The organism is Niallia sp. FSL R7-0271 (genome assembly GCF_038005785.1).
In the GTDB taxonomy this organism is placed as follows: Bacteria; Bacillota; Bacilli; order Bacillales; family Cytobacillaceae; genus Niallia.
On record NZ_JBBOTZ010000001.1, the window covers coordinates 451,576 to 471,500 of the forward strand.

Genomic DNA, 19,925 nt, shown 5'->3' on the forward strand with positions numbered 1-19,925 from the left:
TTATGTGTATAGTTGGTTGTAGGATTAAACAGTTAAGAAAGGAGCGGGGAGAATGAAGGGAAAAGATTATGACAAAATACTGCGTATCAAGACAGAAGGAGAGCAGGCAGGCTTCAACAGCTCCTTCCATTACCACCGTTATGAACCGACACCATATGGGTATTTGACAGCATTTTTTGAGGAGTACAAGCTAAAAGAAGCAGATCGTATTGTTGACTTCGGATCGGGGAAAGGGAGACTGCTATTTTTGCTTCACCATTTATTCCAAACCACAGGCATTGGTATCGAGATGAATGAGCAGTTCCATACAGAGGCTATAACCAATAAATCAAGCTATTTTGCTAACAAGAAAAAGCAGGGAGAGCAAATACAGTTTCTCTTATGTAAAGCAGAGGATTACGCAATCCATCCTAATGATACTATCTTTTATTTCTTTAATCCTTTTTCTGTGCAGATCTTTCGGAAAGTCATCAATAATATTTTACTGTCTGCAGAGCAGCATGCCCGAGCTATCAGAATCATCTTATATTATCCATCAGATGAGTATATTTATTTATTAGATGAGCACCCGTCCTTTGTGAGGGAAGCTGAATTTTTCGTGCCTGCAGTGCATGAGGATTCGAGAGAGAAATTCCTTGTTTATAGCCATACGTAAAGAGAAGTACAAAGTTATCAAAATTGGAAGAAAATGCTGTAGCTACATCTCTTGTAGAACAAACCATTATCCTATATAGTCATAGATAAATAGTATAAAAGTCGTAGGATTAAAGTTTGTAATGGCAAAATAAACTACAATACTATTAATCTGTTGAATCCATCAAGAGGGAGAATTAATATGTTCACATTGCCAGATAGCAGTAAAGTAGTTTATTTAGAAGGCCATTATTCCATGCCTGTAGTAGCATTATCGATTATTATTGCGTGTATTTCAGCTTATACTGCTATATCAATTAATGAGCGTATAAGGTACAACAGCTTTTTCCATCGTTATGTATGGCTGACCCTTGCGTCCTTTACAATGGGATTCGGAATTTGGTCCATGCATTTTATCGGAATGAGTGCCTTGATGCTGCCAACCTCGATGCACTATCACCTCGGTTTGACTGTCCTATCTGTATTGCCTGCAATGCTTGCATCTTTTCTGGCATTCTATATGACAAGTTCTGGGAGTAAGTCTGTCACATCGATTGTCATCTCAGGAATTGTTATGGGTTTAGGGATTTCACTCATGCATTATATTGGCATGATGGCGATGATTATGGAGGATGTGCAATATACGTATCGGCTTAATTATTTTATTTTATCCGTTCTAATCGCGATTATTGTTTCATTTGTCTCATTATTTATTTTTGCGCGGATGAACAGATTTATGAACAACTTGGTGTTAAAGCTGATAACAGCCATCATAATGGGCCTTGCTGTTGCGAGTATGCATTATACAGGCATGTATGCAGTTAAATACTATGTTGATGCAGATGTACAGCTGAATAACAGCATGCATGAAATGAATGTTGGCTTCTTGATTCTATCCGTTGCTGCCGGGACGTTTGTTGTGCTGTTTATTTCTGGTTTATCGGCATTGCTTGATCGGTATGTTGATTATCGCCTCAATTATTTTGACTCCCTCACAAGGCTGCCAAACAGAAGACAGTTTGAGAAAATAATTCATACTCCAGGAAATATTAAAGGACTTGCTGTTCTTCATATTCATGATTTGGAGAAATGGAATAACACATACGGCTTTGAGTTCGGTGATGAAATCATCCGCTATATTGAACAGATTACTGTTAAGCTGAAGCCGAAGACAGTTGCCGTCTATCGTATTGAGGGTAACAGGCTTGGGTTTATCAGCACAAGCAAAGAGGATAATAAAAAAATGGAAGAAATGGCAAAACAAATTTGTGCTATTCTTTCATCTGCTCTTAATATCAATGACAGAATGATTATGATTAAGACTGTTTTTGCGATATCACTTGTTGAAAAAAAACGTGATGAAACGCAAGTTTATGAAAATGCCCTTGCTGTTTTGAATCATCATTCTGTTAAATATGAGCATGAAGTAATCACATATGATCCAGCCATTCATGTTCAGTCCTTCCAGACAACACTAATCGCAGATGTGGAAGAAGCGATGAGCAATGATCAGTTTTACCTCGTGTATCAGCCGAAGGTGGAAATGCATTCAAATAAGATAACAGGACATGAAGCTTTATTGCGCTGGAATCACCCGATTTACGGATTCCTGTCACCAGCTGTCTTTATTCCGATCTTAGAATCTGCTGATAAAATGTTCGATGTCACAGACTGGGTCATAGACAGAGTATGCCGCCAGATTGCGGAATGGGAGAAAAACGGAACAAGAAAGCCTGTTTCTGTTAATATCCCTGGCCCCTATGTAACATCGCCAAGGCTGATGTCCTACTTAGAGGACCGTGTTACAAAGTATGGGTTTAATCCAGAGCTTCTGGAGCTTGAAATGACGGAAACGAGCGCGGTTGAGAATATTGAGGGTGCTATTCAAGCAGTCCATGCATTCCGTAACTTCGGCTTTTCTGTGGCCCTTGATGATTTTGGGACAGGAGTTTCCTCCTTATCTTATCTCAAGAGATTGCCAGTCACTACATTGAAAATCGACAAATCATTTGTTGATGGAGTTCCAGGCTCACGAAAAGACTCTGAAATTATGAAAGCAATCATTGCTTTAGGTAATTCCCTGCATTTAAATATTGTCATTGAAGGGGTAGAAACAGAGCAGCAAGTAACGTACTTGTCCACTGTGGATGGGTGCAAGGTGCTGCAAGGGTATTATTATGCGAAGCCAATGGTGCAAAGTGAACTGGAGGATTGGTGTCACAATTTCACGACGAAAACGGCTATATAATAGGAAGTGTATATTTTTAAAGAGGAGTTTCTTTATTTGTTGCAAAACAAAAAAAGAAGCTCTTTTTTTGAGGAAAAAGAGGACTTGTTAGTTAAATCATATTCGCCTTACAGATTTCTTCTGTTTTTCGGCTTTGCAAAGAAGGAACAATAAAAAATCAGTGAGAAAATCCCGATTAATTCCGCTAGAAATAAACCATTAAGGATTGTGCTTAACATTTTGCATCCCTCCGATATGATTGCTTCTTACACCTTTACTATACCCAGAAAGCATGTAGCTACCGTTAATGTATTATTAAATTAAAGTAATGAATGTATATTATTTATGAAGCATAAGTATTTGTTTGTTTAGCGAGAAGCAGGCATGCTATAGTAACAGATGAGGAGTGTTAACAATGTACTTAACAATTGAAGAAACGGCTGAATATTTATCTGTGTCTGTGTCTTATGTGGAAAATCTAGTGCTGCAAGGAAAAGTTCGGGTGCTGCATGATGAGGACGGGAATGTATTAATCTATAAAGATCAGTTTAAAACCCATTTTAAACAGCTGGAAAAGTATCAGCTGCTTATGCAGGAACTAGCGAACGAACCGATACCGGAAGATAAAGATATTAAGGATGAAGACTAGGTATTCATAAATAGAAAGAAGGCGAATGGATAATAAGACCATTCGCCTTTTCTTCATGTACTTAATCCTCTATTGGGAATACTATACTCATTGCTTGCTTCGTTTTAAGCTTCCAGCCATTCTTGAGACCATTTTTCAATTTCTTTCATTAATGGCTGCAGGGAACGGCCTTTTTCAGTCAGAGAGTATTCTATGCGCACAGGAATTTCCGGGTAAACGTCCCTGATGACAATTCCTTGTTTTTCTAATTCTTTAAGCCTTTCTGAAAGAAGCCGCCCGCTGATTCCAATAGATGATTCAATGGTGCAGAAGCGCTGAGATCCATTCAGCAGCTGATAAATAATTAAACCAGTCCAACGCTGACTTAACAGTCCCATGGCTTTTTCAAACCTTGGGCAAATGACGGATGGATTCATGATATTTCACTCCTTTTTTTTATTATACAATAGTTATTACCTTAAGTAAAAATATTATCATTTATAAATTACTTACTTTACAATCATTGTTTATTAAAATATAATTACTTACATAAAGTAAGTGAGGTTAACAAAAATGACAGGAGGAGTTCCCTTGAGTTTTCACGAGTATCCTAATTTATATGTAGAGAATGTTACGTTAAAGGTTAAAAATTTGCAGAAGATGATTACCTTTTATAAGGAGATTATCGGGTTTCAAGTACTAGAGCAAACAGACAGTAAAGCAGCTTTAACAGCAGATGGAAAGACAGCGCTTCTTTATTTAGAAGAATTGAAAGAGGCAGAAGATAAGCGACGTCGCACAACTGGCCTGTATCATTTTGCTTTGCTTCTGCCGACAAGAGAGGATCTTGGCGCACAGCTGCAGCATCTGTTAGAGAGCGGTTATCCATTGCAAGGAGCTTCTGACCATAATGTAAGTGAAGCACTTTATTTAGGTGATCCAGAGGGGAATGGGATTGAAATTTACCGTGACCGTGCTGCAAACCAATGGGCATGGGAAGATGAGTTTGTAAAAATGGATACACTGCAGCTGGATGCGCAAGGTGTGCTAGATGCTGGTAGAAATAAACAGTGGCTTGGTTTGCCAAGAGACACAAAAATGGGGCATATTCATTTACATGTGGCTGAATTGGCAGAGACAGCGGATTTTTATGTGAAGGGATTAGGCTTTAATATTGTGCAAAAATATGGAACACAAGCCTTTTTCATTTCTACAGGCAAGTACCATCATCATATTGGCTTAAATACATGGAATGGTGTCGGTGCACCTGCACCGCAGGACAATAATCCGGGCTTAAAATACTTCGACTTGAAGGTTCCGAGCAAAGAAGCAAGAGATGAGATTGCAGCAAGACTTGAGGGCATGGATGCTGAAATTACAAAGACGAACGATGCTTACTATGTAAAGGACCCTTCTGGGAACACAATTCGCTTAGTTCTATGATTAATATTTAAAAATTTGTGATTAAAAAATTGCCTAATTCCCACTTTATTATTAAAATTTTAAATAGTGATTACTACAATAGGAAAATATTAAAATTGGACGGTTTTTCCTTTGAAAATTTCCAATCATAATTTTTTAGAATAGGTGGGAATATTTTGCAAAAGAATGAAAAGCTTTATAAGTATTTTCTTGAAAATGCTGACAGATTGACAGATGATTGGTATGCAAACTTGGACAGGACTGATCCTAACGGAGTTTATGCATCTGAAGATCCAGAAATCATTAAAACATTAAAAAAGCAAAATAACGACTTTCATTACTATTTAGCAAAAGTATTTATTGAGGAAGAAGAAAAATTTCTGGAGGAGTTCCGTGAATGGGTTGTAGCCATTGCCTCTGATAAGGAGCATTTAGAGACACCTATCCATTTTATTATTAGGGAGTTTATTCGGACTAGAGAGCAATACTTTCAGCTCGTCGAGGAATTTAAGCAAAAAAACGATATACCAGAAGAACGGATTACTATTTGGAATCGCAGCATTGTGCGGATTTTTGATATTGTTATCCTGCAGTTCACGGAACAATTCCATGAAAACTCTATTAAACAGCTTCGAGCACAGCAGGAAATGATAAATGAACTCAGTTCACCTGTTATATTGCTCAGTGAAAACCGTGCCTTGCTTCCGCTTGTAGGTGATATCGATACAGCACGGGCTGCTGCTATTTTGGAAAATACAATTAAACAGTGTGCTGAGAAGAGGGTAACACAGCTGTTTATAGACTTGTCTGGGGTTATTATTATCGACACAATGGTTGCTCATCAAATTTTCCAGCTGATTAACGGCTTGAGCTTGATTGGAGTTCACTCCACACTGTCTGGAATCAGACCAGAAATTGCGACAACTGCCATTCAGCTAGGATTATCCTTTAATGATATTTCGATTGCTTCCACATTAAGCAAAGCAATCGCCGAGGACAAAGAATTCTTTAACGAGTAATAGCAATTATTTTTTTCTTTATATGGTAAAAACCACACCGTATTGCCTTCTAATAAATACGGTGTGGTTTTTTATTATTTGCCAAATGAAAAGTCAACAGCCTCTTTAGAATGAAGATAGGTTGTATTAAATAAAGGAATGTTTATATCTTCGTCTTTAATTAATAGAGGTATTTCTGTACAGCCTAAGATGATTCCTTCTGCACCTTCTGCGATAAGCTTACGAATGATATCCAAATACCTCTCTTTTGACTCAGGCAAAAATTGTCCTTGGCATAGCTCGTCAAAAATGATGGAGTGAACATCCTCTCTGTCACAAGCTTCCGGGATGATTGTTTCAATTCCGAAGACCTCAAGGATATTGCTGTAGAAACCTTGCTCCATTGTGAATTTTGTTCCAAGTAAACCGACTTTTTTAAGCCCTTTGGCAGTAATGCTTCTTGCTGTTGATTCAGCGATATGAATGAGAGGAACTGAAACGGCTTCTTTCACCTCATTTGCCACTTTATGCATTGTGTTCGTACAGATAAGAATTACATCTGCACCGCCTGCTTCTAATGTTTTGGCAGCATCAGCAAGCTTCTGGGCTGCTAAGTCCCATTTTCCTTCCCGTTGCAGAATGGCTATTTCCTCCATATTAAAGGAATAAAGCAAGCATTTTGCTGAGTTTAATCCCCCTAATTCTTCCTTAACTAATGTATTGATAATATGATAATAGTCTGCTGTTGATTCCCAACTAAGCCCGCCGATCAGTCCGATAGTTTTCATTGTTTTCTCCTTCGTTGTATAGTTTTCCACAGCATAACATGCTATTCTGGTATATAGTAGGACCACAATTTATAAACTTTTATAGTGCCAGAGCATTTCGAGGTGGCTAATTTATGATATTCATTACAGTAGACAGGTCAAGCCCTATCTCTTTAACGCAGCAAATTTACGAACAAATCAGAAGTAGCATTCTTGGCAATACCTTAAAAGAAGGACAAAAGCTATTGTCAACAAGAGAGCTTTCAGCAACAATCGGCGTATCACGGAACATCGCTATGGAGGCGTATGACCGATTAATAGCGGAGGGTTTTTTAGAAGTTAAGCCAAAGGCAGGCACCTTTGTATCAAAGGGTACAGCGCTGACTACCATCAAGCATATGGAGCATGAGGGTCCTAAGGACCAAGCCTTTCCTTATGAAAAACCATATATTGATTTTCGCGGCGGGAATCCGGCGACCGATTATTTTCCACGGAAAAAGTGGGGCCAGCTCACAAAAGAAGTATGCATCGACTCTCCCCAGCATATATTCGGTTACAGTGATCCTCGCGGAGTGCCAGAGCTTCGGAATGTACTTGCTCAGTATTTGCGAAAAGCTCGGGGAGTAAAGTGTGATCCAGATCAAATTATCATTACATCAGGTGCGACCCAGGCATTGCGCCTTATTACTGAAATGATGCTGACTTCTGATGGATTTATCGCCTCAGAGGACCCGGTAGCAGATGAAATGAGGAATATTTTCTCAGTGGCAAAAGCAAAAGTATATCCAGTGCCAGTTGATGAAAATGGAATTATTCCTGAGCAATTGCCTGAAGCTGCGCCGGATTTCCTGTTTGTCATTCCTTCCCATCAATTTCCTTTAGGAGGAATATTGTCTATTCAAAGACGGTTGATGCTGATTGAGTATGCTCGAAGAACAGGCTGTTATATCGTGGAAGATGATTATGACAGTGAATTTACCTATGAAGGTGCCCCTGTTCCATCGATGCAGGGTATTGATCAGGAGCGTGTCCTGTATGTTGGTACGTTCAGCAAAATATTATCCCCAGCTTTGCGAATAGGATACGTCGTTTTGCCACATCCATTATTGAGAGAGTTTCAACAGCTGAAGTGGTTTAATGACAGGCATACATCGTCAATCGAACAATATGTGCTTGCCCGCTTTATGAAAGAGGGACATTTTGAGAGGCATATTCGCAAAATGAAAAAAATTTATCAAGAGCGCAGACAGGTGCTGGTTGATGCAATCAATAGCTGCTTTGAGGATGCCAAAATTATCGGGAAAGCAGCAGGGATGCATTTAGTGGTAGAATTTCCAGGCGTTTATTTCACTGAGGACAAAATGAACAGAATGAAGGAAGAGGGTGTTTGCATCTATCCAGTCGAGCAATACAGCATGCGTAAAGGAAGTCATGAGCATCTTGCTGTGCTAGGATACGGAGGTGTAGCACCAGAAGAAATACGAAAAGGAATCCTTATCTTGAAAAGGGTGCTTTCGTTTTAACATCATTTTTTAATGAACCTTTATCCTTTTTATGTTATAAAAAGGATAGCAGTCATTAGAAAAGAAAGTAAGGAGTTATATTTTGCGATGAAACAAAAAGGGACAAACAAAAAATTAAAAATAAGCCTATTTATACTCATGGGGATATTGCTAGTATTATTCTTTATTCCTACTCCTTATTACTTGAACCAGCCTGGTTCCATTGAATCGCTCGCGGAGAAGGTTACTGTCGAAGATGGAGATAAGACAGAGGCTGGCAGTTTGAACTTGACGACTGTCTATTCTATTAAGGCAAGTAACCCTTACATACTCCTGTATGGCTTGTTGGCTCCACATACAGAAATTAAAGAAGAAGAAGAAGTGAAGGGCGATCTTTCGGATCAGGAATATAACTCACTTCTGCTCCACATGATGGACACCTCTAAACAAAATGCGATTATTGCCAGTCTGCATGCTGCAGGGGAAAAGGTAGAATATCAATATAATGGTGTGTTTGTTGCAGGGGTGCTGGAAACATCAAAAGCAAAATCTGTTATCCATGTTGGCGATATTATCCATAAAGTAGATGGAAATGAATTCACACAAGCCACCGACTTAATTGCTTATTTAAAAGGCAAAAAAGCTGGAGATAAAGTAGAAATTGAATACACACATAACAATAAAGACAAAAAAGCAACAGTGGAAATGATTGTGCTGAATAAACAGACAGGCCAAGTGGGAATAGGGATAAGTACGGAAAATAATATGTCTATTGATCCCTCTGTTAATGTAAAGATAAACAGCGATAATATAGGCGGTCCGTCAGCAGGTCTGATGTTCTCATTAGAAATTTACAATCAATTAGAAGATGATGATTTAACAAAGGGCTATAAAGTAGCTGGTACCGGAACAATGGATGCAGAGGGTAATGTCGGTCAGATTGGCGGCATCAAGCATAAAATTGTCGCTGCACATAAAGCTGATGTAGACATATTCTTCTATCCAGAGGATAACTATAAAGATGATACGAATGAAAAGGAAATTAAAGAAGAAGTAGCAAAAGAAGGCTATGACGACATTGAAATCGTGCCAGTCAGCACATTGCAGGATGCAATAGATTATCTGGAGAAGCTCCCAGAAAAAGAATAATTCAAGAGTTAAGCGGGTGTAACAATGCCCGCTTTTTTTATATGCTTTTTTAAAGGGATAAGTTGAGGGAAGCTAGTTTAAAAAGCCAAGATTAGGGAATGTTATGTACATGGATACATAGAACGGAATGTATTGCTTCAAGAGATTTTGGAGAATACAAAGGAGGTTTTATCATGAATGATTTTTTAGATGGAATATTTAGTGTGTTTTATGGAGTATTTGGTTTTCCGTTGGCAATAATCTTCATTATTATTGTCGTTGCTGCAGTAATTCAAATCAGAAAGCGCCGCCGCCGAAAAAGAGAAGACTGGTACGGCCAATCACCAGTAGAGAAATTTGATGAAAATGATAAAGGGAAAAATAAGTAAGGTTGGGACATAAGTGTGTAAAACCGTGTGAAAACCGAACTATTTAATTGTTTTTTTGATTAAATAGTTCGGTTTTTGTTTTTTTAGTTTAAATACAATAATTAAAAAATCATAGTGGAATGGAGCGGCGGACACTCGGGACACCTGCGGGAAATAGAGGATAGGATGAGACCCCGCAGGTGAAGACGAGGAGGCTCATCTTCCTCCCCGCGGAAAGCGGGTGGCTGGAGCGCAATGAAACGAACTGATTTTAAAGCCATAATCTATTTAGTCACAAGCTTCATTTTTTTAATTTAGATGTATTTTATTATTCGTTTTTAAATAGGTTCTCTTTTCTTTTATCTCAACTTCTATATGCTGTTAACCGTAAAAGGAGAAGGGGTATATAGGCACTAGAGGAAGGCTCGCTTATTTTAGTAAGCTATTGTTATAGAAACAGACCTTTTAGTAAATGTTTTGTAACATAAATGAACAATTGCCGAAATGTACGGATGGAACGTCTTTGCTACAATAAAGAGAAGTATGGACTTATAGTTATGAATGCTGTCTTATTTGCATAATATTACAGTTGAATAGATACAAAGATATCGGGACTAAATGATTTTGAGGATGAGGAAAAAGGTCATCATCATTCCAAAGATTAACAGGGGGAAGTTATGACATTAGAAAAGAAGTTAATTAATAAAACCTATTATGAAAGTTTTACCGTCGATCGGGAAGAGCCGCCAATCGAAGTGCTCGGCCAATTATATATCGCAGAGCAAAGAAAAAACGTTCCGGATTTAACGTCAATCCGATATGCACAGGGAGAGCTGTACTTCCACGTACATGATTATGAATCAGCAATATTCAAGTGGGAAAATATCTCAAATGAGCTCGAACCATGGGCGAAGAAAAACTTGGCTGACGCTTATATGGAATTAGGAGAGTTATCGACAGCAGAAAGTATTTATAAAGCTGTGTTAACTGATTCTGAACTATTAAGCACAGAGATTTCGATGCAGCTTTTTGCGTTATATATCGAAAAAGGCAATCATGATATGGCGCATCACACTATTAAAAGCTTGCTTGCAACAAACCCTGACTATGCCAACATGACACTTTTGGCGAAAACTTATTTTGAAGAACATGAAGCATGGGGAGATGCAATTGAACTAGCTGTTAATGAAGGAGAAAGAACGAATTCATTAAAATGGTATGAAGCATTGATTCAATATGCAAAAATCGGCGTTATTGCAGAGTACGAGCCAAACTATTTTAGGCAAAGCATCAGAAGTGTTGCCGAGCTGGATCAAAAACTGTTTGAGCAATTAAGTGTGGCATTCTGGGAAAATTATCGAAATAGTCCTTTTTACTTGGCATGGCTGTGGGACTACAACCAGTTGTTTCAACAGCTTCAATGGGAGAAAGAAGAAGAGTGGACAGAGCTTCCTAGTATGCTTGAAGACTCTTATTTGCATTTGATTAGCTCTGTTTATCCAATTAAGGAAGTCAGAGGACTTATTCCAGATATATTGAGCAATTTATTGGTAACAGCTAATAATCAGGATAGCATAATTGCGGCATCTGCTGTGCTTGCATGGAATGATATGTTCCCTGGTACAATTGAGGCGGAGTTTATCAACAGCGCAGAGCATTTAATTAATACTGCAGAGGCTGTTGTTGACTTGGCAGATATCATGCAATTGCTTCAGTCTATTACAGATTGGGCGGAGAATAATGATATCATCATCGACAAGAAATTCTCACAAAGAGTAGTGGAACAGATTCCTGCTGAAAGCCGTCAGCTTCTAATTATCGGTTCACCTGGAAGCGGCGTAAATTCTTGCATTAATGAACTTGTTGGGGAAACATTATTGTCAGAAGGCACAAATAGCCTTATCTCCATCCATGATCATGACTATTTAGAGATGGAGGAACTGACTGAAGAAGGAATCCGCCCTATTGATACATTAAACGATTTTTATGAAGAACAGCTTTCAAAAGATAGACATGGAGAGGAAACCCGCATCTTCCATTTATATACTCCATCCCATCTTTTGCATGAGAATAATTGGGCAATAACAACACTTCCTTTCCCTCATCAGGAGAGGTATGCAGATTACGCTTTACTGGCAGACAGCCTTCTTTTTGTCATTAATGAAAGATCGCTATTTCAGTCAAGTGATTATGAGAGACTGCTTGAATGGAAGGAAAAGGCTCCTCATTTAACGGTGCAGTTCTTAATCTACGCAGATGAAGCAGAAAACGAGAAAGTGGCAGCAAAAAGACTGCAAAAGGCAACAGCAGCAATTGATCAATATTTTCCAAACAGTGCTGTTTTCCTTTACTCAAAGGAAAATGACCGCAGTGTGCAGCTAAATGATATCAGCAGTTTTTACAGAAGACATTTTGCAGAAAGAAATATAGCAGAAGAGCGGACAACAAAAAGCATTGCCATCATTCAGGATTTATTATCTAATCTATTTGATAAGCGCTTGGAGATGGAAGAAAGTCTTTATACGACACTTCGTATGTACGAAGAAATAGTCAGCAAGCTGTCTGGTGCAAATAATCAGCTGGCAGATATGGAATCAGAAAAAACTCGTATTATCGTAAATGCTTTTGAAGAAATAAAAGAAAGCACAACACAGGAAATCCTTGAGGAAATTCCGAAGATTTTACGGAATTGCAAAAACTTCATTAAGGAAGACAGCGACTTTGGTAAGATCCATGTTGAGCTTAATGACAGAATGAATAGTGAGATTGACCAATATGTTCATAACGCATTGCTGCCAAAAGTATATGGCAAGATAAATGAATGGATTAAGCTGTCACAGGAACAATTGGAGGAAAGCCAAAACTTCTTAAATGAATTATGTGAAGGCTTTAATGGATTGTATGAGGAAAATCAATTGACACTCAGCTGTGATTTCTCCATATTAGATGATTGGAGAAGAGATGCACGCAGGCTGACTGGCGGCATTAAGCTTGATAAAGCTAATATTTTGCTTCGTCTTAAGCCTTCCCAAGTATTGCTTAAGAGTGCAGGGAAGCTGCTTGGCAGCATACCGCAAAACAAAAAAATGCTTTATACAAGATATCAGAAATATATTGAAACAGAGGATTTCACGGAAGTTGCTAACAATATTGCAGATGCATTCCTTCAGCAGTTTGACTTCTATGAGAAGGGATTAGCAGGGGATATTCATATCTTCTTCAGCAATCCATATGATGTGCTGCAAAAGACAATGGAAGAAAAAACTGTCGACATTCAAGAGTATCAAGACTTGCTGGAAAGACTAAAGAATAATCCGGAAATGTTCCACGATCCGCTTCGTTTATTCGAACTTCGTCTGCTTCAGTACGACTGGCTCACTAGTCCAGGAAAGCTGTCTTACAGTAAACATCTATAATAAAAAAAACACAGCACGCATTGCGTGCTGTGTTTTTTTATTTTACAGCTTAAAGGAGCTCTTTAATGAAACAATTCGGTTAAATACAGGTTTTTCAGATGTTGTATATTTCGGATCTGCACTGAAATATCCATGTCTGAAGAATTGATATTTATCGTATGCTTGTACATCCTTCATATTTGGTTCAATGAAGCCTTGGACAATTTCAAGAGACTTCTCGTTAACATAGTCAAGGAAGGTTTCTCCTTCTGCCATTTCCTCCGCTTCTTCGTCTAAAATAAGCGGCTCATACAGGCGGAACTCAGCAGGGATGGCATTCGTCGCTTCCACCCAGTGCAATGTTCCTTTTACTTTTCTGCCTGTAAATCCAGATCCGCTTTTTGTTTCTTGATCATACGTACAGCGAAGCTCGATAACATTTCCTTCTTCATCCTTGATTACTTCCTCGCATTTAATGAAGTAAGCGTGTTTTAAGCGAACTTCGTTACCAGGGAATAGACGGAAATATTTCTTTGGAGGGTTTTCCATGAAATCTTCCTGTTCGATATAAATCTCACGAGAGAATGGAATTTGACGTGTTCCCATCTCTGGATTCTCTGGATTAATTTCTGCCTCCAGCATTTCAACTTGCCCTTCAGGATAGTTGGTAATAACTACTTTCAATGGGTTAAGTACGCCCATTGTACGAGGCGCTTTCAATTTCAAGTCTTCACGTACAAAGTGGTCCAGCATTGCTGAATCAACTGCACCAGAACCTTTTGAAATACCAAGCTCTTTACTGAATTCTTTAATCGCTTCAGGTGTTACGCCTCTTCTTCTCAAGCCGGAGATTGTCGGCATGCGAGGATCATCCCAGCCGTCTACGTATTTTTCATCCACTAAAAGCTTCAGCTTTCTTTTACTCATTACCGTATTCGTAATGTTTAAGCGGCCGAATTCAATTTGTTGCGGCGTGCTGTCCATTTCACATTCTCTAATAACCCAATCATACAGCGGACGTTGATCCTCAAACTCTGTTGTACACAATGAGTGTGTTACACCTTCAATAGCGTCCTCTAAAGGATGGGCAAAGCTGTACATAGGGTAAATGCACCACTTGTCACCTGTATTATGGTGTGAAGCATGTGAAATACGGTAGATTACTGGGTCACGTAAATTGATATTTGGAGAAGCCATATCAATTTTTGCACGCAGAACTTTTTCTCCATTGCCAAACTTTCCATCTCTCATAGCTTGGAATAGCTCTAAGTTTTCTTCTACTGAGCGGTCCCTATGCGGGCTGTTTTTTCCTGGTTCTGTCAATGTTCCTCTATACTCACGAATTTGGTCTGCATTTAAATCATCTACATAAGCAAGACCTTTTTTAATCAGTAGGATGGCACGGTTGTACATCTCCTCGAAATAATCAGATGCAAAAAACAAGTTATCCCATTTGTAACCAAGCCATTCTACATCTTCCTTAATTGCATTTACATATTCAATATCTTCCTTCAAAGGGTTTGTGTCATCAAAGCGCAAGTTTGTTTTCCCTTTAAATTCATCTGCCAGTCCAAAATTAATGAAGATTGACTTGGCATGACCGATATGCAAATAGCCGTTCGGCTCTGGAGGGAAACGAGTGATGACAGTATCGTGTTTGCCTGTCTCCAAATCTTCCTTCATAATATTTTTAATAAAGTTTGAATTGTTCTCCACTATATGGCCACCTTTCTTTTATGTATAAAGATAAATGTGCTAAGTTTTACCATTTAGCACATTTTGCAGAAATGATATAGCAAAAAGATTTCTTCTTTTAATTATATCAATAATATATCCAAATTTTTATTATAAACTTCCTAGTTAAGAAACGAAAGTCCTAGAATTGTTCTTTTTAGGTGGAAAATAGAAGTTTCTGTTAAAAAAAGAACCGGATAGCAGCCATCAGGAACACACCTGCAAGCACTGTAGTAAGCAAGCTTTTCGTAAATAATGCTATCAGAAGTGTTGGAATGGAAGCAGCCAATACAGTCCAGTCTACATGTAATCCACCACTGGAAGAGGATAAAAGATTTTCTACAATTAAACCTGTGAAAATACAAACTGGCAAATAGGAAAGCCATTTTTCTACAGGCTCAGGAACAGTGAAATTCCTTACGAGTATAAATGGCAAAACTCTCGGAATGATTGTTACTACCATGCAGGCAAGCAAAAGCAGGAGATATTCACTTGTCATTATTTGTCACCACCCCAACTGTTGCTGTTATAATTGTTGCTACGATGACGGCAAGACTGCTCGACATAACTGCTGACAGGAGCACCATTAACACTACCATTACTATTATCAGAAATAGATAGTGCCTTAGTTTGGAAGCCTGAACTGTTTGAAGCTGAAGAATCAGCAAGGCAATAAACATAGCAGTCAAGGCATAATCAAGTCCAAAAATCTCAGGATCAGGGAACCATTTGCCTGCATATGCGCCGACAGTACAGGAAATAATCCAAACTGTATAGGCTGTAATATTTAGACCATTCATCCACCGGTCTGTTATCGGGATATTTTTAGCAATCTTTGTAATGGCAACACCAAAGGACTCATCTGTTACAAGACTGCCAATACCGATGTTTTTCAATAAAGAATATTGTGTAAATTTAGGTGCTAGTGCAGAGCTGAGCAGTAAATGTCTTAAGTTAACAATAAACGTTGTCAGCACAATCGCACTAGTTGGACTGCCTGCAGCAATCATCGCACAGATAATAAACTGCGCCGAACCAGCATAAACAAGCAGAGACATGAAAAATACAGCCGCTATGCTTAAACCGGAAGAGACACCAACCACACCCATCGCTAAGCCAATACTAATATATCCCAGCAATGTGGGAATGCAGTCCTTTACCCCATCTAAAAAGGAAAAGGAGTTTGCTTCCTTCTCTACGTAAATTTTTGAAGATTCCAGGATGATACCCTCCTACGTTGTTTAATATATTATATGAATGTATGTTATAATGTACAGTATATAAAAGCTAGAATCATAAATCAATGAAAATTTAAGGAGCGTATAATGGAATCTATTACAAATGTTATTGGGCAAAATCTTGAAAACCTGCGCAAAACAAGAGGTTATAGTCTGGATAAAGCAGCAGAGCTGACAGGTGTCAGCAAAGCAATGCTAGCCCAAATAGAAAAGGGGAAATCAAATCCGACTGTTTCAACATTATGGAAAATCGCAATGGGGCTGCAAGTTTCATTTTCTTATTTCATGACGGAAAATACAACGACTGTAAAGAAGGTGTTATTTAAGGAGATTGAGCCGTTTCGAGATGATGCAAATCAATATCGGCTGTTTTCACTGTTCCCGTTTCATCCTGAGAAGAAATTTGAAGTCTACACTGTTGAAATGGATGGAAAGACAGAGCATTTTTCGGAAAAGCATGCAGGGGAGGAGTATGTGATTGTTGGAGAGGGAAGTGTTGCTGTCGTTATTGGTGATGACAAATACTATCTTGAAAAAGGGGATGCCCTTTCCTTTACATCTAATCGAGATCATCTGTACATTAATACTGGAGAAACCTTGGCGACACTTTTCGTTCTCATTTATTATCCGGAATAAAAAAAGAACCATTCTCCAAATCGCCGGATGAATGGCTCTTTTTATGTTTTTTCGCTTTACTGGACAGCAGTTCAGCTTTTGTTTTTGTTGTTTTTGTCATATGGTTGATGGTGCTCCAGCCTCCTCTTTTAATAGCAGGGTTGAATCCGGTTTCTCGGAGCTGTTTTTCCCGTCTTTTTTTTGCAGCAGATTTAGCCATTTTTTAAATTCCTCCAATAAATAGAATAGGTATACTCTTAAAGCTTTAGCCTTGCTTTTAGAGTATACCTATTATTATATACATTTTCTTATGAAAGATGCTAAGTTAGGTTATGACATGGATTGTTTTGCATATTTTGGATGGCGGTGCAGCATTGTTATTAAGAAAATGCCGCATATTAGCAGCAGGCTGCTTGTTGTAAAGAAAACAGCTGAAAAGCCGTAATGTGCTGCTATCAATCCGCCGAAGGTTGGTCCAATCACATTTCCAAGGAAGCGCAGGCTTGTTTCGTATCCCATCACTTCGCCCTGCATAGTAATCGGAACCTCCTGCCTTATATAGGCTATCCTTACTGGTATAAGTCCGCCAATGGATACGCCGAGAATAAAGCGGATAATCAACAGCTGCCAATATTCATGAACAAATCCGCCTGGCAAGTAGACTAATCCTGCTATAAATAACAAGATGACAAGTATCTTTAGATAGCCGTTACGATCACCAATTTCTCCCCATTTTCGAGCCATCAGCAAGTTTCCTAACCCAGCTGCTGAAAAGGCGATGCCGGAAAATAAGGCGATGCTCTCTGGACCGTGCAGCTTACTTACATATAAAGAGAGGATCGGCTGAATGCTGAAATGGGCAATCTGAATAACAGCAGATATTAGCAGTACTGTAATAAATATTGGGTTTTTTAGTATATAGGCCAGCACCTCTTTTGACGAATAGTGCTTTTTGATGCCATCCTTCACAGGAAGGATGAATTCCTTTGTGGTGAAGACCAAGATAACGGACAGAAGGATAGCAAAAGAAGTATATCGGAAGGTTGCAGAGTAACCGAAGCTGTCAGCAATTGCTCCTCCAAGCAAAGGACCGATGAGGGAGCCTGTAATACTTCCGGTCTGCAAGGTGCCGAGAACCTTTCCAGCCGTTTTTTTAGGAGTTTGTGTAGCGATAAATGCCTGTGACATCGGAATAAAACCTGTAAAGAAGCCTGTGAAAAAGCGGAGTGCGAATAACTGCCATACGGAAGTGACAAAGCTCATTAGAAAGATGGAGAGTCCGAGACCGAAACCTAACGCAATTAAGATTTTCTTTCTGCCATACTTATCCCCAATCTTTCCCCAAATAGGAGAAAATAAAAAAGCGGCAATGAAGGTGACTGAAAAACAGAGACCTGACCAATGTTGAACATATTCCTCTGAGAAATTTCCCATTGACTCAATATAAAGAGATAAAAAAGGTAACACCATTGTCATGCTGCCGCTAATAAAAAAGTTAGCGAACCACATGATTGTTAAATTTCGTTTTGAATACTGTTGATAATCGTCCAAAAATAACACTTCTTTCCGAAAACATTTCGTTTTTCTAAATATTATCTTAACGCAATTCATACAAACAAGGAAGCCTTTAGCTTTACAAAAATATCGGAAATGTGCTAGTTCATTTTATTTTTTTAAGAATATTCAGCATTTGTATTCCTTAAAAGAACAAATGTATTTTACGAGAAGAAAACACTTGCTTCTTTAGTGCAAAAAAGCAATAATATGTTTAGTATTAATAATGGAAAATTTAAAAAATACCCTTAAGCGAGATGTTCCGCTGTTTATGGGAATGATAGCGAGGGAATTGACCAGCATAAACAATATACTTGATTCAATGGGAGATGGCGGCATGAAGGTAGTTAAGTTTGGGGGAAGCTCATTAGCTTCAGGACAGCAACTGGAAAAGGTACTGCAAATCATTAAGGCAGATAATGAGCGCAGAGTTGTTGTAGTGTCTGCCCCAGGGAAAAGAAATAATGAGGATACAAAAGTGACAGATTTGCTTATCAGCTGCGGTGAGAAGGTTTTGTCAGGCAAGGATCCAGGCGAAGAGGTAGAACAGATTATCGAAAGGTATGCAGATATTGCCAGAGAGCTTGACCTTTCCAGTGACATCATCACACAGATTAAGGGAGATTTCCTGGAGCTGTTAGCAGGTAGCACAGAAAATGCCCATTCCTTTATGGAAGCAGTAAAGGCGAGCGGGGAAGATAACAATGCTAAATTGGTTGCGAATTTCTTAACAGCAAGAGGCTTAAAAGCAGTATATGTAAATCCAAAGGAAGCAGGGCTAATCGTGACAGATGAGCCAGGTAATGCCCAAGTGCTGCCAGAGTCTTATGACCGCTTATATTCGCTGCGTGACTATAATGACATTATTGTGTTTCCAGGATTTTTCGGATACAGCACGTCTGGTGAGGTTGTCACATTCTCAAGGAGCGGCTCTGATATAACTGGTGCAATCTTGGCAAATGGCCTCAAGGCTTCTGTATATGAGAACTTCACAGATGTAGATGCAGTCTACTCCGTAAATCCAGCTATTGTGGCTCAGCCAAAGGAAATCAGTGTCCTTACATATCGGGAGATGAGGGAGCTTTCTTATGCCGGCTTTTCTGTCTTCCATGCAGAAGCTTTAATTCCTGCTTATCGTGCGGGAATTCCGGTTCATGTAAAGAATACGAATAATCCTGCCGTTCCTGGTACAAAGATTGCAGCAAAGCGGGATAATGATAATGGACCTGTAGTAGGAATTGCGAATGATAAAGGTTTTTGCTCCATCTATATCAGCAAGTATTTAATGAATAAAGAGATTGGCTTTGCTAGAAGAGTTCTCTCTATTCTTGAGGAATATGGAATCTCTTATGAACATATGCCTTCAGGTATTGATGATTTGACAATCATTTTGCGTCAAGACCAGCTGCTCCATGTGAATGAATCAGAGCTGCTTGACCGGATAAAGGAAGAACTGCATGCTGAAGAAGCTGTCATTGAGCATAATCTGTCATTAATTATGGTGGTTGGAGAAGGAATGCGCCATAATGTCGGAACAACATCGCGGGCAGCGGCAGCGCTGGCACAGGCAGGAGTTAATATAGAAATGATTAACCAAGGTTCGTCTGAAGTCAGCATGATGTTTGGCGTAAAAGAGCATTTTGCCAAGAAGGCTGTGAAAGCATTATACGAAGAGTTTTTTCAATAAAATTTACACCTGCTGCTTTTATTAGCGGC

Annotated in this window: 18 protein-coding genes; 11 read left to right on the top strand and 7 right to left on the bottom strand. The window is 38.9% G+C overall.

Annotated features, from left to right (window positions below):
* Window positions 1-52 precede the first annotated feature (52 nt).
* The 3 genes from MKX82_RS02330 to MKX82_RS02340 all read left to right on the top strand — a co-directional run bounded on the left by MKX82_RS02330 (window position 53) and on the right by MKX82_RS02340 (window position 3,509).
* A complete protein-coding gene (locus tag MKX82_RS02330) occupies window positions 53-655 on the top strand; it encodes an SAM-dependent methyltransferase (protein WP_233316261.1) in 603 nt (200 codons plus the stop codon).
* Window positions 656-835: 180 nt separating this feature from the next.
* Window positions 836-2,881 carry a bifunctional diguanylate cyclase/phosphodiesterase gene (locus MKX82_RS02335; RefSeq protein ID WP_233316262.1) on the top strand — a complete coding sequence of 682 codons (2,046 nt, stop codon included), beginning with the start codon at window positions 836-838 and terminating at the stop codon, window positions 2,879-2,881.
* 394 nt (window positions 2,882-3,275) lie between these two features.
* Complete coding sequence (locus tag MKX82_RS02340; protein WP_233316263.1) at window positions 3,276-3,509, top strand: excisionase family DNA-binding protein; 234 nt, start codon at window positions 3,276-3,278, stop codon at window positions 3,507-3,509.
* 104 nt (window positions 3,510-3,613) lie between these two features.
* On the opposite strand, the gene MKX82_RS02345 is transcribed toward MKX82_RS02340, so the two are convergent.
* On the bottom strand, window positions 3,614-3,925 hold the full coding sequence (locus MKX82_RS02345; RefSeq protein WP_233316264.1) for a winged helix-turn-helix transcriptional regulator: 312 nt from the start codon (window positions 3,923-3,925) through the stop codon (window positions 3,614-3,616).
* A gap of 154 nt (window positions 3,926-4,079) precedes the next feature.
* Between MKX82_RS02345 and MKX82_RS02350 the strand changes: the two genes are divergently transcribed.
* Both MKX82_RS02350 and MKX82_RS02355 read left to right on the top strand, forming a co-directional pair.
* Window positions 4,080-4,931 (top strand): VOC family protein, encoded by an 852-nt coding sequence (locus tag MKX82_RS02350; RefSeq protein ID WP_341074806.1) that lies wholly within the window; start codon window positions 4,080-4,082, stop codon window positions 4,929-4,931.
* 155 nt (window positions 4,932-5,086) lie between these two features.
* The gene (locus tag MKX82_RS02355) at window positions 5,087-5,929 is read left to right on the top strand and encodes an STAS domain-containing protein (protein WP_237940658.1); all 843 of its coding nucleotides are present in this window, start codon (window positions 5,087-5,089) and stop codon (window positions 5,927-5,929) included.
* A gap of 74 nt (window positions 5,930-6,003) precedes the next feature.
* On the opposite strand, the gene MKX82_RS02360 is transcribed toward MKX82_RS02355, so the two are convergent.
* A complete protein-coding gene (locus tag MKX82_RS02360; protein ID WP_233316267.1) occupies window positions 6,004-6,696 on the bottom strand; it encodes an aspartate/glutamate racemase family protein in 693 nt (230 codons plus the stop codon).
* A gap of 113 nt (window positions 6,697-6,809) precedes the next feature.
* On the opposite strand from MKX82_RS02360, the gene pdxR reads away from it, so the two are divergent.
* The 4 genes from pdxR (at window position 6,810) to MKX82_RS02380 (ending at window position 13,089) form a co-directional block, all read left to right on the top strand.
* On the top strand, window positions 6,810-8,198 hold the full coding sequence (pdxR, locus tag MKX82_RS02365; RefSeq protein WP_233316268.1) for a MocR-like pyridoxine biosynthesis transcription factor PdxR: 1,389 nt from the start codon (window positions 6,810-6,812) through the stop codon (window positions 8,196-8,198).
* 87 nt (window positions 8,199-8,285) lie between these two features.
* Complete coding sequence (locus MKX82_RS02370) at window positions 8,286-9,326, top strand: SepM family pheromone-processing serine protease (RefSeq protein WP_341074810.1); 1,041 nt, start codon at window positions 8,286-8,288, stop codon at window positions 9,324-9,326.
* 173 nt (window positions 9,327-9,499) lie between these two features.
* Complete coding sequence (locus MKX82_RS02375) at window positions 9,500-9,694, top strand: Loki-CTERM sorting domain-containing protein (protein WP_233316270.1); 195 nt, start codon at window positions 9,500-9,502, stop codon at window positions 9,692-9,694.
* A gap of 656 nt (window positions 9,695-10,350) precedes the next feature.
* Window positions 10,351-13,089, top strand: coding sequence for a tetratricopeptide repeat protein (locus tag MKX82_RS02380; RefSeq protein WP_341074812.1), 2,739 nt, complete (start codon window positions 10,351-10,353; stop codon window positions 13,087-13,089).
* A gap of 42 nt (window positions 13,090-13,131) precedes the next feature.
* Here MKX82_RS02380 and MKX82_RS02385 read toward each other — a convergent pair whose 3' ends face one another.
* From MKX82_RS02385 to MKX82_RS02395, 3 genes are all read right to left on the bottom strand, one after another.
* Window positions 13,132-14,784: a glutamine--tRNA ligase/YqeY domain fusion protein gene (locus tag MKX82_RS02385; protein ID WP_237940660.1), complete on the bottom strand. Its 1,653-nt coding sequence runs from the start codon at window positions 14,782-14,784 to the stop codon at window positions 13,132-13,134.
* Window positions 14,785-14,983: 199 nt separating this feature from the next.
* A complete protein-coding gene (locus MKX82_RS02390; RefSeq protein ID WP_237940661.1) occupies window positions 14,984-15,301 on the bottom strand; it encodes an AzlD domain-containing protein in 318 nt (105 codons plus the stop codon).
* Window positions 15,291-16,022 carry an AzlC family ABC transporter permease gene (locus tag MKX82_RS02395; RefSeq protein ID WP_341079357.1) on the bottom strand — a complete coding sequence of 244 codons (732 nt, stop codon included), beginning with the start codon at window positions 16,020-16,022 and terminating at the stop codon, window positions 15,291-15,293. Before MKX82_RS02395 ends, MKX82_RS02390 begins: the two co-directional genes overlap by 11 nt.
* Before the next feature lie 105 nt (window positions 16,023-16,127).
* On the opposite strand from MKX82_RS02395, the gene MKX82_RS02400 reads away from it, so the two are divergent.
* Window positions 16,128-16,676: a helix-turn-helix domain-containing protein gene (locus MKX82_RS02400; RefSeq protein ID WP_233316274.1), complete on the top strand. Its 549-nt coding sequence runs from the start codon at window positions 16,128-16,130 to the stop codon at window positions 16,674-16,676.
* Here the strand turns inward: MKX82_RS02400 and MKX82_RS02405 are convergent.
* Window positions 16,657-16,875, bottom strand: coding sequence for a hypothetical protein (locus MKX82_RS02405; protein ID WP_341074817.1), 219 nt, complete (start codon window positions 16,873-16,875; stop codon window positions 16,657-16,659). The two genes, MKX82_RS02400 and MKX82_RS02405, sit on opposite strands and share 20 nt — an antisense overlap.
* Window positions 16,876-16,985: 110 nt before the next feature.
* Window positions 16,986-18,164 carry an MFS transporter gene (locus tag MKX82_RS02410; protein ID WP_233316404.1) on the bottom strand — a complete coding sequence of 393 codons (1,179 nt, stop codon included), beginning with the start codon at window positions 18,162-18,164 and terminating at the stop codon, window positions 16,986-16,988.
* Between the two features lie 382 nt (window positions 18,165-18,546).
* On the opposite strand from MKX82_RS02410, the gene MKX82_RS02415 reads away from it, so the two are divergent.
* Complete coding sequence (locus MKX82_RS02415) at window positions 18,547-19,896, top strand: aspartate kinase (protein WP_341079359.1); 1,350 nt, start codon at window positions 18,547-18,549, stop codon at window positions 19,894-19,896.
* The last annotated feature ends 29 nt before the right edge of the window (window positions 19,897-19,925 follow it).

Coding starts and splice junctions, on each gene's coding strand:
- MKX82_RS02400 (WP_233316274.1), top strand. CDS start 16,128: ATGGAATCTATTACAAATGTTATTGGGCAAAATCTTGAAAACCTGCGC.
- MKX82_RS02370 (WP_341074810.1), top strand. CDS start 8,286: ATGAAACAAAAAGGGACAAACAAAAAATTAAAAATAAGCCTATTTATA.
- MKX82_RS02375 (WP_233316270.1), top strand. CDS start 9,500: ATGAATGATTTTTTAGATGGAATATTTAGTGTGTTTTATGGAGTATTT.
- MKX82_RS02415 (WP_341079359.1), top strand. CDS start 18,547: ATGAAGGTAGTTAAGTTTGGGGGAAGCTCATTAGCTTCAGGACAGCAA.
- MKX82_RS02345 (WP_233316264.1), bottom strand. CDS start 3,925: ATGAATCCATCCGTCATTTGCCCAAGGTTTGAAAAAGCCATGGGACTG.
- MKX82_RS02410 (WP_233316404.1), bottom strand. CDS start 18,164: ATGTGGTTCGCTAACTTTTTTATTAGCGGCAGCATGACAATGGTGTTA.
- pdxR (WP_233316268.1), top strand. CDS start 6,810: ATGATATTCATTACAGTAGACAGGTCAAGCCCTATCTCTTTAACGCAG.
- MKX82_RS02405 (WP_341074817.1), bottom strand. CDS start 16,875: ATGGCTAAATCTGCTGCAAAAAAAAGACGGGAAAAACAGCTCCGAGAA.
- MKX82_RS02335 (WP_233316262.1), top strand. CDS start 836: ATGTTCACATTGCCAGATAGCAGTAAAGTAGTTTATTTAGAAGGCCAT.
- MKX82_RS02380 (WP_341074812.1), top strand. CDS start 10,351: ATGACATTAGAAAAGAAGTTAATTAATAAAACCTATTATGAAAGTTTT.
- MKX82_RS02390 (WP_237940661.1), bottom strand. CDS start 15,301: ATGACAAGTGAATATCTCCTGCTTTTGCTTGCCTGCATGGTAGTAACA.
- MKX82_RS02330 (WP_233316261.1), top strand. CDS start 53: ATGAAGGGAAAAGATTATGACAAAATACTGCGTATCAAGACAGAAGGA.
- MKX82_RS02360 (WP_233316267.1), bottom strand. CDS start 6,696: ATGAAAACTATCGGACTGATCGGCGGGCTTAGTTGGGAATCAACAGCA.
- MKX82_RS02340 (WP_233316263.1), top strand. CDS start 3,276: ATGTACTTAACAATTGAAGAAACGGCTGAATATTTATCTGTGTCTGTG.